The organism is Rothia sp. HMSC067H10 (assembly GCF_001810635.1).
Taxonomy (GTDB): domain Bacteria; phylum Actinomycetota; class Actinomycetes; order Actinomycetales; family Micrococcaceae; genus Rothia; species Rothia dentocariosa.
Genome location: NZ_KV802271.1, coordinates 1 through 13,534, shown reverse-complemented (window position 1 = coordinate 13,534; position 13,534 = coordinate 1). Strand labels below are relative to the sequence as shown.

At 51.1% G+C, this 13,534-nt stretch carries 10 protein-coding genes; 9 read left to right on the top strand and 1 reads right to left on the bottom strand.

The window, feature by feature from the left end:
* The first annotated feature begins 70 nt into the window (after window positions 1–70).
* From HMPREF2756_RS00080 to HMPREF2756_RS00060, 5 genes are all read left to right on the top strand, one after another.
* Entirely contained in the window at window positions 71–592 is a 522-nt protein-coding gene (locus HMPREF2756_RS00080; protein WP_239652978.1) for an ABC transporter ATPase, read from the top strand.
* 278 nt (window positions 593–870) lie between these two features.
* Complete coding sequence (pheS, locus tag HMPREF2756_RS00075; protein WP_048778748.1) at window positions 871–1,998, top strand: phenylalanine--tRNA ligase subunit alpha; 1,128 nt, start codon at window positions 871–873, stop codon at window positions 1,996–1,998.
* Window positions 1,999–2,003: 5 nt separating this feature from the next.
* Entirely contained in the window at window positions 2,004–4,556 is a 2,553-nt protein-coding gene (gene pheT / locus HMPREF2756_RS00070) for a phenylalanine--tRNA ligase subunit beta (protein ID WP_070617080.1), read from the top strand.
* 210 nt (window positions 4,557–4,766) lie between these two features.
* Entirely contained in the window at window positions 4,767–5,528 is a 762-nt protein-coding gene (locus tag HMPREF2756_RS00065; RefSeq protein WP_070617077.1) for a hypothetical protein, read from the top strand.
* A gap of 258 nt (window positions 5,529–5,786) precedes the next feature.
* Entirely contained in the window at window positions 5,787–6,269 is a 483-nt protein-coding gene (locus tag HMPREF2756_RS00060) for an arginine repressor (RefSeq protein ID WP_037231933.1), read from the top strand.
* A gap of 112 nt (window positions 6,270–6,381) precedes the next feature.
* On the opposite strand, the gene HMPREF2756_RS00055 is transcribed toward HMPREF2756_RS00060, so the two are convergent.
* A complete protein-coding gene (locus HMPREF2756_RS00055; protein WP_070617075.1) occupies window positions 6,382–6,819 on the bottom strand; it encodes an ankyrin repeat domain-containing protein in 438 nt (145 codons plus the stop codon).
* 256 nt (window positions 6,820–7,075) lie between these two features.
* Here HMPREF2756_RS00055 and HMPREF2756_RS00050 point away from each other — a divergent pair, with 256 nt between their 5' ends.
* The 4 genes from HMPREF2756_RS00050 to tyrS all read left to right on the top strand — a co-directional run bounded on the left by HMPREF2756_RS00050 (window position 7,076) and on the right by tyrS (window position 13,228).
* Complete coding sequence (locus tag HMPREF2756_RS00050; RefSeq protein ID WP_048778756.1) at window positions 7,076–8,680, top strand: AMP-binding protein; 1,605 nt, start codon at window positions 7,076–7,078, stop codon at window positions 8,678–8,680.
* 97 nt (window positions 8,681–8,777) lie between these two features.
* Window positions 8,778–9,323: an adenine phosphoribosyltransferase gene (locus HMPREF2756_RS00045; protein WP_070617073.1), complete on the top strand. Its 546-nt coding sequence runs from the start codon at window positions 8,778–8,780 to the stop codon at window positions 9,321–9,323.
* 126 nt (window positions 9,324–9,449) lie between these two features.
* Complete coding sequence (locus HMPREF2756_RS00040; RefSeq protein WP_070617071.1) at window positions 9,450–11,768, top strand: HelD family protein; 2,319 nt, start codon at window positions 9,450–9,452, stop codon at window positions 11,766–11,768.
* Between the two features lie 155 nt (window positions 11,769–11,923).
* Entirely contained in the window at window positions 11,924–13,228 is a 1,305-nt protein-coding gene (tyrS, locus tag HMPREF2756_RS00035) for a tyrosine--tRNA ligase (protein WP_048778763.1), read from the top strand.
* Window positions 13,229–13,534: the final 306 nt, after the last annotated feature.

Genomic DNA, 13,534 nt, shown 5'->3' with positions numbered 1-13,534 from the left:
TTAATTTGTTTCCGTAAGCCCTCAGGGTACTATTGAGCTAGAAATCACATATACATCGTGGGAGACAATGATGACTACTCCAGCACCTCAGTACGATCCGAACACTTTTAGACGTGATTCAGCCCCCTCGGATACTCAAGCGATTTACATCCAAGAAGGCGGCGAATCGCACGACAGCCTATTTAATTCACCATCGAAACATCCTAAAATTTTCCGTCTTCAAGAAATCATGATTGTATCGGCGCTTTTGTGCTTTCTTCATGGTGTTATCTCAGCTTTTGCGCCAAACAACTTCAAACCGCTTGAAGGCCTTCCGGAATTTGGGGTTTGGGGCGGTCTCGTGCTTCTTGCCGTGGCAGCGGTCGTTTATCTATGGGTTTATTTCACCATTCAGAAAGGTAAACGCATCGGTCTTACTTTTGGACTGATATTTGCGATTTTGGGCGCTTTTATCGCTATTATGTCGATGATCGGCAATATTCTTAACTCCCAGCATTACGGTCTTGTTCCCATCTATGCTGGCTGGTTTATCACGAATGTCCTATGGATTCGTTCCGCTTTTGACCCCGCTGTTAAAGAGCTCCTCGTCTAAATACATAAATGACGACATAATTCCTGGCTGCATTCACAGAGGTGATGCGGCCAGGATCTATTTAAATTTAACGCTGGTTGCGCTGAGATTTTGTGGAAGGCTTTCGGCTACTCTGATCGGGAGAATGTTCCGTAGTTTTTCATGCCTAGGGCCTATAGACACAAGCTATCGTGAAAGAAGACTCCAACTGCACTAAACTAGAAAGATAGCGCGTGTCTGCGTGCCCTGCGGCGCGCCCGCCTGGTGAGAACAATGCACAAATGCAGAGAAGAGTAGTTATGACCGATTCCGTGCAGGAACATGAGAACGCGCCCGAATCAGCGCACATTCTTGCCCGTATTGCAGAGGTTTTAAAAGAGAACCCTGAGAACGGTTTAGAAACCGTTCGAGAAGCCTTCGAGGCAGAATGTGAACGCGCGCAGAAAGCTCTGCGTGAGCACGCGCAAGACTTTGACTCGCTCAAGGAAGTACGTCTTGGATTCTTTGGCGATAAAGGCAGCTTAAGCCTTGCCAACCGGCAGATGCGTGACCTTGAAAACCAGCATAAGGGGCCGGTCGGTAAACTTTTGGGACAGGCGCGTGCGGCACTCACCGAGGCTATTGAGACCCGTACCGTAGAACTTGAGGCAGAGCGCGAGGCGCGCATCCTTGCGGAAGAAGCGGTAGATGTAACCGCTGCCACAGCACGCCATTCATTGGGCGGGCGTCACCCTGTTGCGTTGATGCAGGAAAAACTTACCGATATTTTCGTGGGTATGGGCTGGGAAGTCGCCGATGGGCCGGAACTAGAGTCCGAGTGGTATAACTTTGATGCCCTGAATATTAAGCCAGATCATCCAGCACGCGAGATGCAGGATACTTTCTATGTAGAGCCTAAAGAAACGCATCTTCTTTTGCGCACCCATACCTCCCCGGTACAGATGCGTTCCATGCTTACCCGTGAGCTGCCACTATACATTGTGTGCCCTGGTCAGGTTTATCGCACAGATGAGCTTGACGCTACGCATACCCCAGTATTCCATCAGATTGAAGGCTTGGCAGTCGATAAGGGACTGACCATGGCTGATCTGAAGGGCACTCTCGAATATATGGCGCGTGCAATGTTCGGTGAGGATGCGAAGATTCGTTTGCGTCCGAACTTCTTTCCCTTCACTGAACCTTCTGCAGAGCTCGACCTATGGCACCCCCATGCGAAAGGCGGGCCCCAGTGGATTGAGTGGGGCGGTTGCGGCATGGTGCATCCCAATGTTTTACGTGCCGCAGGTATTGATCCCAATGTATATTCGGGTTTTGCGTTCGGTATGGGTATTGAGCGTACCCTCATGTTCCGTAATAATGTCCTTGATATGCACGACATGATTGAGGGCGATATCCGTTTCTCTGAGCAGTTCGGGATGGAGATTTAGACACTATGCGTATACCCCTATCATGGCTGCGCGAATTTGCGCCTGTCCCCGAGGATGCTTCGGCTGAGGACGTTCTTGCAACTCTCGTGAAGGTAGGTCTAGAGGAAGAGGATGTGCATCGTCCTACCGATGAGATTTCCGGCCCCATCGTGGTCGGTCAGGTGCTTTCACTGGAGCCCGAAACTCACTCCAACGGCAAGACCGTGAATTGGTGCCAGGTGCGCGTAGTTCCCGACGGACAAACACAGACTCTCACCGGCAAAGGCATTGAAGAATCCGGCGTGCAGGGTATTATCTGCGGTGCCCATAACTTCAAGGTCGGCGACAAAGTCGTAGTAACTCTTCCCGGCGCCGTACTGCCCGGAAACTTCGCCATTACCGCCCGTAAAACTTATGGACATAAGTCTGCCGGTATGATTGCTTCTACCCGAGAGCTGGGGATTGGTGAAGATCACGGTGGTATTTTGGTGCTCTCTACGCTGGGTCTTGACCCGGAACTTGGTTCCGATGCGTTGGAACTTTTGGGTCTGCATGACGAAGCAGCAGAGGTTAATGTGACTCCCGATCGCGGATATGCGTTTTCGATTCGCGGTATTGCCCGTGAATATGCGCATGCGACCGGAACTTCTTTTAACGACTTCGTTCTGGAATACGGCGCTCGCGCCCCCAAGGCTAACTCTGAAGGCATCTCGGTACGTCTAGAGGATTCCACGCCAATTCACGATAACCCGGCAACTGTACGCTTCACCATGCGCCAGGTTAATGGTGTGGATGCAACCACGCCAGTACCCACGTGGATGGCTTCACGCTTGCGCTTAGCGGGTGTGCGTTCTATCTCGCTGCCGGTTGATATTTCCAATTACGTGATGCTTGAGACTGGTCAGCCGCTGCACTTCTATGATGCCGATAAGGTACAGGGAGAAATCGTGGTGCGCCGAGCAGTCGCAGGGGAGAAGCTGACGACTTTGGACGGCGTTGAACGCGACTTGCATCCAGAGGACATTGTGATTACCGATGATTCTGGCGTTATCGGCCTTGCTGGTGTCATGGGTGGTGCTTCTACCGAGGTCACGACCGAGACAAAGAATATTCTGATTGAGGCGGCACGCTTTGATGAAGTTTCCATTGCGCGTACCGCGCGCCGTCATAAGCTTATCTCTGAAGCGTCTAAGCGTTTTGAACGCGGGGTAGATACGAAACTTCAGCCAGCGGCTGCCCAGCGTGCAGTTGAGCTGCTTGTCGAGCTCGCAGCAGGAGTTGCAGATGCGGGGGTGACCGATGTCGTGATTTCTCGCGAGCCGGTGGTCATCGACCTTCCCCAGGATTACGTGGCGAACCGTATCGGGGTGGAGTATTCACCCGAACAGATCGTCAATACTCTCACAGAAATAGGATGTGAGGTTGAGGCGACCGCGACGGGATACACCGTAAAAGCTCCTTCGTGGCGTAATGATTTGCTGGCTCCGGAAGATCTAGCGGAAGAAATTGCTCGTTTGGATGGATACGAGAATATTCCGTACACTCTACCCGTCGCTCCCGCAGGTCACGGATATACCCCAGAACAAGCCGCCCGTCGGCGAGCTGCTAATGCACTCGCGGCAGCTGGGTTGACCGAGGTTTTCGCTTATCCCTTCGTCTCGGAGGAAGCGAATAATCTTTGGTCTTCGCCAACCGCCGGCGAAAAAGTGAACTCGGTACGGTTAGCGAACCCAATTTCTTCTGCTGAGGGATGGCTGCGTCGCTCGCTTCTGCCCGGTTTAACAGAGGTTTTGCAGCGGAATCTCTCGCGCGGTTTCAAAAACTTGAAGATTTTTGAAGCTGGCCGCGTTTTTATTCCTGGTGAACGACAGGGCTCCGCTAGTATCCCTCCTTTGGGTGAACGGCCCAGTGATGAGGTTCTTGCGGATTTGAATGCGGGTATCCCCGAGCAGCCTGTGTATTTTAGTGGCCTGTTTGCTGGCGCCGAGCACGAGCCAATGCCTGGCACTCAGGCTCGTGCCTATGACTGGCGCGATGCGCTGGATGCGGCGCGCCTCATAGCGGATGTTTTAGGTGTTGAGATTGTGATTGCCCAAGGAACCCATCAGGCATTCCATCCTGGACGAACCGCGCAGCTCCGCACACAGGACGGACAAACTATCGGTTATGCTGGCGAGCTGCATCCGAAGCTCCTGCAGACTGAGAATCTCCCTGAACGTACCTGTGCTTTTGAGGTGAACTTTACTGAACTGTTTGCTTCCCGCATGGGTGTGCCTCAGGCATCGCCTATTTACGGTTATCCGGCAGCTACTCAGGATGTTGCTCTTGTGGTCGATGAGAATATTCCTGCTTCTGAGGTAGCTCAGGCTCTTCGTGATGGCGCCGGGGAATTGCTCGAAGATTTGCGAGTCTTCGATGATTATCGTGGCCAGGGTGTCGAGAGCGGTAAAAAATCATTGGCGTTTGCTATGCGCTTCCGAGCACCTGATCGCACGCTCACTGCTGAAGAAGCAAGCGCTTCGCGTGAGGCAGCGGTTGCTGTTGCCGCGGAACGCTTTGGGGCTGTGGCGCGTGTGTAGACGCACTATGGCATAGTTCATAACTAGCGCCCCTTCGCCGTTACACGGATCAGAAGGGGCGTTAGCTATGTATTCATACGAGTCATGTACTTGCCAAGCTGTAGGTGAGCGTTAGAAAATCGTCACTCTGTGAAGGTTCTATCACGTCTTAACTTTCCGTAAGGCTAAGGCACCGGTACCCTAGTACAGGAAACACGATAAGGAGAGCGCATGACACAGCGTGATGACGAATACGAAGACGTCGATTACGAGGGTACTGAAGAATCCAGGGATGATTTTTTCGGCATGAGCGATGCCGACGATGAATACTACGAAGAACGACCCCACATCAACTGGGTATCGGTATTTAGCGTACTTCTGGCTATCGTGGTTGCAATCGTTCTGTGCGTTGTGGGTGTTCGTGCGCTTTTCTCCGCGAATCAGGACGCGGAATACGAGGGCAAAAGCTGGGTTATTGAAGGCAGTTACGTTGATTTGACCCCCGATTTAGAAACAGACTCGAATGTAGCGCAATATAAGGGTAATCTGCCGAAGGATAACCGCATCGACGGCATGAAATATCGCTCAAACCTGAAGGACACCTATGAGGTCCATGCGGGTGAAAATATCGATTTTCGTGGTACGCAGACTGGAACCTATGCGCAGGATTTCCCCCGTGAGGTAAGTGCTTTAGTCGCAGAGACCACTGACCACCAGATTGAGGTTGTGCGTACCGGTGAAAAAGGAAGCGTTAAAGCGATTGAGCAGGGCAGTGTAGGTCAGCAGTACCTCGTTGGCTGGGGTAGTTTTGCGCTAGCTCTTGTTGTGTTGATCGGTGGATGCGCCTTTGGCATATGGTCTAATCGCCGCTCTCGTGTTGATTATGTAGATGTCGACGGATTCGAGGAATCTGACGACTATGAAGAGGACGATGAGGGCTACATCGTTGAGGAAGAATCTTCACAGGACGATGTAGAGTCGCGGCAAAAGTAGCACAGTAGTAGGCGGAACCTGACCTTGTAGAATATGCGAGGTCAGGTTCCGCTTTTGTATGCGGGAATAGAGGATATAAAGTCCACAAAGTATGCTAGAAACGTAAAAGTTTTCAAAGAAAGTTGCGCATAATCGATATTTAGGTCGCATAATTATGTGTATATGTATTATCTTTGAGTATTGAGAGCGGTGCGGCACCTCGTGGGGTCCGTGACTAGACTCAACCTGTGGTTGGAACCGAAGGAAGTAGAAGACAAAATGCCTTTCCCCTCGACAAAAATCGCGCGTCAGGCACGTATCGTGGAATTGTTGCAGACCCGCCGTGTACGTTCTCAGGCTGAGCTGGCGCAATATCTTACCGATGACGGTATGAAAGTTACTCAGGCTACACTCTCACGTGATCTTGTGGAAATTGGTGCTGAACGTATTCGTGATGAGGGTGCTGGTCTCATATATGCTGTTCCAAACTATCCTGCGCGTCGTGGGGGAGGGGCAGCTCCCGATGCGCGCATGATTTCGCTCTTTAAAGAGCTGCTTATCACGGCGGAAGGCTCGGGCAATATTGCGGTTTTGCGTACCCCACCCGGTGCCGCGCAATTCCTAGCGTCCTCTATCGATCAGAGCGGTTTAGAGGCAATTCTTGGCACAATAGCTGGAGACGATACCGTAATGGTAATATCCCGCGATCCTGCTGGTGGACAGGAACTTGCAGCTAGTTTCTTGGCATGGTCTACAAACTAATAAAAGACTTTATTGAATATTCAGATACGTTGGATGCCGTGTAAAGCTATGGTTTGCACGAGGCGGTGGGCGCAAAATTGAGACGTGATGGTTTGTTCCCGCTGCCTCTGTGCTATTCAGCGGTTGTTGCTGCCGCAGCGAGAAGTTCTTGCATACGCGGTAGGTCGAAGAACCGAGCAACATCCGCAGGGGTTTGTGTACCTAAAGACGCATTGGCGCCAGCATCAAGAAGCAACTGAGAGATAGTGAGGTTATCGCGGAATACCGCGCAGACTAACGCCGTTTGCCCACGGTCATTGAGACGATCTGGGTCTGCGCCCGCTTTGAGAAGAACGCGCACGATTTCTTCATGCTCATGGTAAGCGGCAAGGATGAGGAGGGTGTCTCCGTGGGAGTTTGTGAGATTTACCGGTATGCCTTGATCGAGGAGCGACTGGAGCGCAATAGGCTTATTATTGCGGGCAAGGTCAAAGATCGAATTGAGGAATTCGAGCTCTTGGTCTTTTAGTTCGGGGCAGACCTGAGATGATGTTGAAAAGTTATCGGTCATGGAGGCTTCCTGCATAAGAGATTATCGTTTATTTTGATTTATTCGTAAATACTATTATGAATTCATCAGAATACAAATTTGTTGAATAAATGTGACAGGTAAAAAGCTCGGTTTATAGGTATGCTGTAAACTTTGCCTGAGATTGACGGGTTTAGAATGGAGAAGGCTAAACAAACGCCATATTGTGCTGTTAGCACTACCCCGAGTTAGAGCTTTTTCATGCTACGAAAGAACATACAACAGGAATAAAGAAACGATGCCCGTTACTGTTGAGAATGCCTCCACCCCTGAACCGGCAACATCGCACAATATTGCACATCTGCTCGCAAGCCGCATACACGAGAACACTCCAGCGCTAGTATTTTCAGCCTCCTCGAATATCGCTACGGTGACATATCGAAAACTGGGGCAGGCGGCGGCTCGGGTACAGACACATCTGCGAAAATGTGGTGTGAAGGAAGGCGATCGAGTAGCGCTCTCTTTGCCTAATGTTCCCCTGATGCCCGCTCTATACTATGGCATTCTGGCAAGCGGTGCTCTCTGTGTTCCGTTAAACCCTCTGCTGAGTGGTGCCGAGCTTGAACATCATCTGCAGGATAGCGGCGCTACCATGCTCTTTGCCTGGGAAGGAACCCGCCTAGCAGCTGAAGCACACCAAGTGCCCCTCGTGTGCGACGGAACCGTGCATCTTGAGATATTAGGCGGCACGAGTGCAGACCCTCAATCTTCATTAGCTTCCTTTGGAACAGACCATCCGTCTGAACCAGAACTTAAATTATGCCCCGTAAGCCCGGCGGATCCGGCGCTTATTCTCTATACCTCGGGAACTACGGGAAAGCCCAAGGGTGCAACCCTAACGCACGCTAATATTCTGAGTAATGCCCAAAGCTGTGCTCAAGTGTTCGGATTTACCGCTGAAGATATCATTTTTGGCGGCTTACCTCTTTTTCATGCTTTTGGGCAAACAGTCACCCTCAACGCGGTATGCGCTGCTGGCTCATCCATCGCTCTTTTGCCAAGGTTCACCCCCGAAGAGGCAATCAAAATCATCGACCAAGCCGATGTGACGGTTCTTGCAGCAGTACCCAGCATGTATGCTGCGCTTATAGCCGCACTCGAAGAAAACCCGTCTAACGCTCGCCAACTGAAAGGACGCATCCGATTTGGTATTTCTGGAGGCTCACCCCTGCCCGCATCTGCGCACAGTGCATTTGATGCGTTAATTTCCTGTCCTATATATGAAGGGTACGGACTGAGTGAAACCTCACCAGTTGTCAGTTTTAATCAGGCCCAGTTTGGGCACGTAACTGGCTCCGTCGGACGTGTGCTTCCGGGAGTGCAGGTGCAGATACGTGACGATGAAGGTCGGTCTTTACCTGCAGGAACTCATGGGCAGCTTTGGGTTTCGGGCGAAAATATCATGGCGGGATACTGGAATAACCCTCTGGCTACGGACGAGGTTTTCGACGGTACATGGTTTGCCACCGGAGATATAGCTCGTCTGGATAACAACGGCAATATTTATATTGTGGACCGCATTAAAGACATGGTGCTGCGTAATGGGTATTCCGTTTATCCTCGTGAAATAGAGGATGTTCTTCAAGCGCATCCGCAGGTTCGAGCCGTTGCCGTTATTGGTCTTGATGATGCGCTCGTTGGCGAGGAGATTATAGCTGTTGTCGTCTCTCGCGGGCACAAGGATGATGAATCGCTGATTCAAGAATTAGATACTCTCGCGCGTGATAAACTCGCTGCCTATAAGTATCCGCGCCATTATCGAATTGTAGATTCCATGCCGTTGGGGCCCACTGGAAAAATCCTTAAACATGAACTACGTGCCATGTTTATCGAAAAAAGGTAGAATTCTTGAGGCTGTCAAAGCCACCGTGCCGCATTAATTCTGCGGCGAACATACATCGACTGATCCCAAAACCCGCTGACCTCCGAAAGAGAGAGTAATGAACGTTTCAGCGCTCGCATCCATGCAAGAGCTTATTCCGGCGGCATGCGCAACCATTCAGGATTACCCACATCAGGGAATCCTGTTCTACGACGTCACCACTCTCTTTGCAAACGCTGAGGTTTTTAAAGCATCTATTGACGAGATAGCACGGCTTTTTGAAGGTACTTATGACGTTGTCGCTGGTGTAGAAGCCCGTGGTTTTCTTATGGCTTCAGCGCTTGCTTATGCCTCCGGCAAAGGCCTTATGACGGTACGTAAGGCCGGTAAGCTGCCCCGTGAAACATACCGCGAAGAATATGAGCTTGAGTATGGTACTGCAGCTATCGAGATTCACTGTCATGATTTCGCACCGGGAACCCGCGTGCTTCTACTCGATGATATCTTGGCAACCGGTGGCACGCTGGTGGCTGCCACGAAGCTTATTGAACGTGCGAAGCTGAAAGTAGCAGGAATTGGCACTCTCTTGGAGCTCAAAGATTTGGGTGGGCGTGAAGCTCTGGCGCAATACCGAGTAGAAACTTTAAGTGTAGTTTCTGAGTAACGTCCTGCCTCAAAGCACATAGACATAGCTTTTGAGCGTGCATATAACCCTGTAAAATAGATACTCTGTTTTCGGCATCGCCGTAAATCGTGAGTTAATCGGCGTTATGCCGTTAAAGGAGTTTTTATGCCCGCAGAAACATCTAAGAATGTTTCCGAGAATGTTGCTACACGTGTCTTTGCGCAGCAGCTTGCCCAAGAACGCGAACATGTTGCAAAAATCTATGCACGACTAGATGATTTACGGGAAGAAACCTCACAAAAACTCGCGGATGTTCGCAAGAATCAGGCGGTTGGTGGGCATCAAAACCGTTCCGAGCGGGACTCTTTTGCGACCCATTACGAAGATCGCCTGGCCCAGCTTAACGCAGTGGATGCGCGGCTTGTTTTTGGCCGTCTTGACCTTACAAAAGACGGAGCCGATGAGGTTCGGTATATCGGCCGTTTAGGAATTATGGATAGCGACCAGAAGCGGCTTTTGATGGATTGGCGTGCCCCCGAGGCCGGCACGTTCTATCAGGCTACGGCGTTTAATCCGTTAGGGGTTCGGCGTCGGCGGCATCTGATGCTGGAGGGACGTACCGTCACCAACATCGAAGATGAAGTGTTCGACTCCGAATTGCTTCAGGATAGCGACACTTTGCATGGTGAAGGTGCGCTTCTCGCGGCTTTAAATAAGAAACGTACCGGGCGGATGAATGATATCGTCGCGACCATCCAAGCCGAGCAGGATGCGATTATTCGTTCCGAGTTGCCCGGCGTTCGGGTTGTTCAGGGCGGACCGGGTACCGGTAAAACTGCAGTTGCTCTGCACCGTGCGGCATATTTGCTGTATACAAATCGAGAACGCCTCGCTAAAGCGGGTGTATTAGTGGTAGGACCGTCGCATTCATTCATGTGGTACATTGAGCGTGTTCTGCCTTCTCTGGGCGAAACCGGAGTGGTCATGGCTTCCTTGGCAACACTGTACCCTGGGCTTCGCGCTGTACCCGAGAACGATCGTCGTATCGCTGCGCTTAAGGGTGATTTGCGCATGGTAGAGGTAATCAAGAAAGCAGTTGAAGATCGCCAAAAAGTTCCTGAGCGGGAACAGCGCCTCAACGTTGAGGGCACTGATGTTGTTCTTACTCCACAGATGGTACGTTCAGCACGTTCTCGGGCTCGTGCTACTGGAAAACCACATAATGAAGCTCGCGAGACGTTCGTCAAAATTTTGCTTAAGGAACTGACGAGCGTGCTGGACGATCAGCTTAATAAAGCCGCCGGTCGCATTGTGGAGCGCCCTTATTTACAAGATGATGTGCGTGCTTCTTTGGACGTACGACGTGCTCTTAACCTTGCCTGGATGCCGCTTTCACCTGAAACGCTGGTGCGTTCCCTGTTCTCGAAACAGCAATATCTAGAGTCCGCAACTCAGAATTTTACTGAGGTAGAAAGGGAGCTTCTCAAACGCCCTGCCGATGCTCCTTTGACTGAGGCTGATGTTCCTTTACTGGATGAAGCTGCGGAGCTTCTCGGTGATTTCTCCCGGGTCACGGGTGCGGCAGCAGCAGCACGCGCAGAGGCTGAGCATCGAGCTAACCTTGAGAATGCGTCAAAAGCACTTGAGAATGTGCATCAGACACTCGCCGATATTGGTGCAGACGGCGTTGTTACGGCCGAGCAGATCGCCGCTCTCAACGAGGTAGGTATCAATCGTATGACTGCTGCAGCTGCGGCACAGGCGGATCGCACCTGGGCTTATGGGCATATTGTTGTGGATGAAGCGCAAGAGCTTTCGCCTATGCAATGGCGTTTGCTGATGCGACGATGCCCCATGAAATCGTTTACGGTAGTGGGAGATATTGCGCAGGCGTCTTCAGCCTCTGCCGCTTCATCGTGGTCTCAGGCTCTTGAACCTTTTGTGGGGGAACGGTTTACTCTTGATGAATTGACGATTAACTACCGTACCCCGGCACAAATTGCGGATGCGGCGGTCGCCGTTGCACGCGAAGCCGGGTATGAAGTGTCAGCACCTCGTGCTGTGCGTGAAGGACAATGGGCACCTTTTATCCATCGGGTGCCCCAGGAACACGTGGTTGCTGAGACTGTCCAGCGCGTGAGTGATGAGGTTGCCCTAGGAGATGGGGCTCTTATCGGAGTAGTCTGTTCCCCCGCCCAGTACACACAGGTGGCGCGTGCAGTTATGGAAACACATGCGGATCGTACAGGAACCGCTGAGGATGCCGTCGAAAATCAGGTTCTTGTCTTGACTCCTTGGGAAGCTAAAGGGCTTGAGTTTGATGTTGTCATCATCGTGGAACCGCAGCAGCTTCTTGACGATGCACAAGGTGCTGTAGGTGATCTATACGTATCAATGACTCGCCCCACACAGCGGCTTCATCTGGTAGGAACCTCAATGCCCGCAGGTCTAGGTGCTGAAGCAGTCGGATCTGCCCAGTCGTAAAGTAGACCCGTAAGTAGTGTTGGCATGTATCGCAGGTAGCGACGTAGTGCTAGGCTATAACTATCAATCCTGGGTGTACTTACTATGTGCAGGCTGTATTCTGCGCATCAAATATTTTTACACCGTATGTCATGGAACGGAGAACATAGAGAACCATGTCTGCCGACATCCTTAATGCGCAGCACAATGACGACACGTTCGAGAACATCTGGCAGGAGCTCAAATGGCGCGGACTCGTGCATGTGAGTACTGACGAAGAGGCACTTGAAAAAGCATTGAGCGATGAAAAGCTTACATTCTATACCGGGTACGACCCTACCGCCGCATCCTTACATTTGGGGCACCTTGTGCAGCTTTTGGTAATGCGTCGTCTGCAACTTGCCGGGCACTACCCCCTAGGTCTGGTGGGCGGTTTTACTGGTCTGATCGGAGACCCCCGGCAGACATCGGAGCGCGTACTTAACTCCCGAGAAGTCGTTGCTGAATGGGTTCAATCTCTACGGTCTCAGATTGAGCGTTTTCTTTCGTTTGAGGGCGAGAATGCGGCTCGTATGGTGAATAATTTGGATTGGGGCGGGCAGCTTTCGGCTATCGATTTCTTGCGCGATATTGGTAAGCATTTTCGTGTGGGTACGATGGTCAAGAAGGAAATTGTTGCTAAACGCCTAAACTCTGAAGAAGGTATTTCTTACACTGAGTTCTCGTACCAAATCTTGCAGGGCTTGGATTATCTTGAGCTTAACCGTCAGTACGGATGCACTTTGCAAACCGGTGGTTCTGACCAGTGGGGTAATCTCACCAGCGGCACCGAGCTGATTCGTAAGGTCGAGGGAAAAACCGTTCATGCTATTGGAACCCCTCTGATTACAAACTCTGATGGCACGAAGTTTGGTAAGAGCGAAGGCAACGCAATTTGGCTGAACCCCGAGATGTGTTCTCCATATGCCTTTTACCAGTTCTGGCTTAATACCGCTGATGCGGATGTAATAGATCGTTTGAAGGTCTTTACTTTCTTGACTCGTGCGGAGATTGGCGAATACGAGCATAAGGTCGAAACCGAAGCGTACAAGCGTGAAGCACAGAAACGGCTTGCTTATGAGGTTACGGCCCTTGTTCACGGTGTTGAGCCTACGGAACAGGCCATAGCGGCTTCGGAGGCTCTTTTTGGCAAGGGAGACTTTGCGTCCTTGGACGAGAGCACTCTTCAGGCTGTAATGGATGAGCTGCCTTCGGTTGAGCTCTCTTCGGATCGGCTGGATCTGATTACTGCGCTTACGGAGCTTGGTTTTGCCTCTTCCAAGTCTGAGGCGCGACGCATCCTGAAAGAAGGCGGCGCATCTGTCAATGGTGTGAAGGGTCAAGGTGAAGATGCCCTGATCTCATCTGAGCAGCTTTTGCACGGTAAGTATGCAATCGTGCGTCGAGGCAAGAAAAACCAGGGTGCGATTACCGTAGTATAGGGTTTACTATTCCTGATTTACCACAGGATCTTGAAGGGTTTCCACACAGTTCGATGTATGGGAACCCTTCATTTATATCTTCAGTGCGGCGGCCTAAAGAGAAAAGAATATTTTAGCGATTCGAGTTTTTGAGGTGGCATGACGGGAATACGAGCTTTTTAAGAACAGTGAAGAGCTTCATAGTTTCGGGGTCTTTCGCACCCCCAACCAGCACTGTAGAATTTATAGATATCTGACTAGTATTTTTATTGGTGTTCTATCTCATCACCCACTGGGTTGCGGTGGTGGGTGTGGGTGTGTATAGTT

What these genes read in the sequence shown, in the direction of transcription:
- HMPREF2756_RS00060 (WP_037231933.1), top strand. Translation starts at nt 5,787, where the DNA reads ATGCCTTTCCCCTCGACAAAAATCGCGCGTCAGGCACGTATCGTGGAA.
- HMPREF2756_RS00040 (WP_070617071.1), top strand. Translation starts at nt 9,450, where the DNA reads ATGCCCGCAGAAACATCTAAGAATGTTTCCGAGAATGTTGCTACACGT.
- pheT (WP_070617080.1), top strand. Translation starts at nt 2,004, where the DNA reads ATGCGTATACCCCTATCATGGCTGCGCGAATTTGCGCCTGTCCCCGAG.
- HMPREF2756_RS00065 (WP_070617077.1), top strand. Translation starts at nt 4,767, where the DNA reads ATGACACAGCGTGATGACGAATACGAAGACGTCGATTACGAGGGTACT.
- HMPREF2756_RS00045 (WP_070617073.1), top strand. Translation starts at nt 8,778, where the DNA reads ATGAACGTTTCAGCGCTCGCATCCATGCAAGAGCTTATTCCGGCGGCA.
- tyrS (WP_048778763.1), top strand. Translation starts at nt 11,924, where the DNA reads ATGTCTGCCGACATCCTTAATGCGCAGCACAATGACGACACGTTCGAG.
- HMPREF2756_RS00055 (WP_070617075.1), bottom strand. Translation starts at nt 6,819, where the DNA reads ATGACCGATAACTTTTCAACATCATCTCAGGTCTGCCCCGAACTAAAA.
- pheS (WP_048778748.1), top strand. Translation starts at nt 871, where the DNA reads ATGACCGATTCCGTGCAGGAACATGAGAACGCGCCCGAATCAGCGCAC.
- HMPREF2756_RS00050 (WP_048778756.1), top strand. Translation starts at nt 7,076, where the DNA reads ATGCCCGTTACTGTTGAGAATGCCTCCACCCCTGAACCGGCAACATCG.
- HMPREF2756_RS00080 (WP_239652978.1), top strand. Translation starts at nt 71, where the DNA reads ATGACTACTCCAGCACCTCAGTACGATCCGAACACTTTTAGACGTGAT.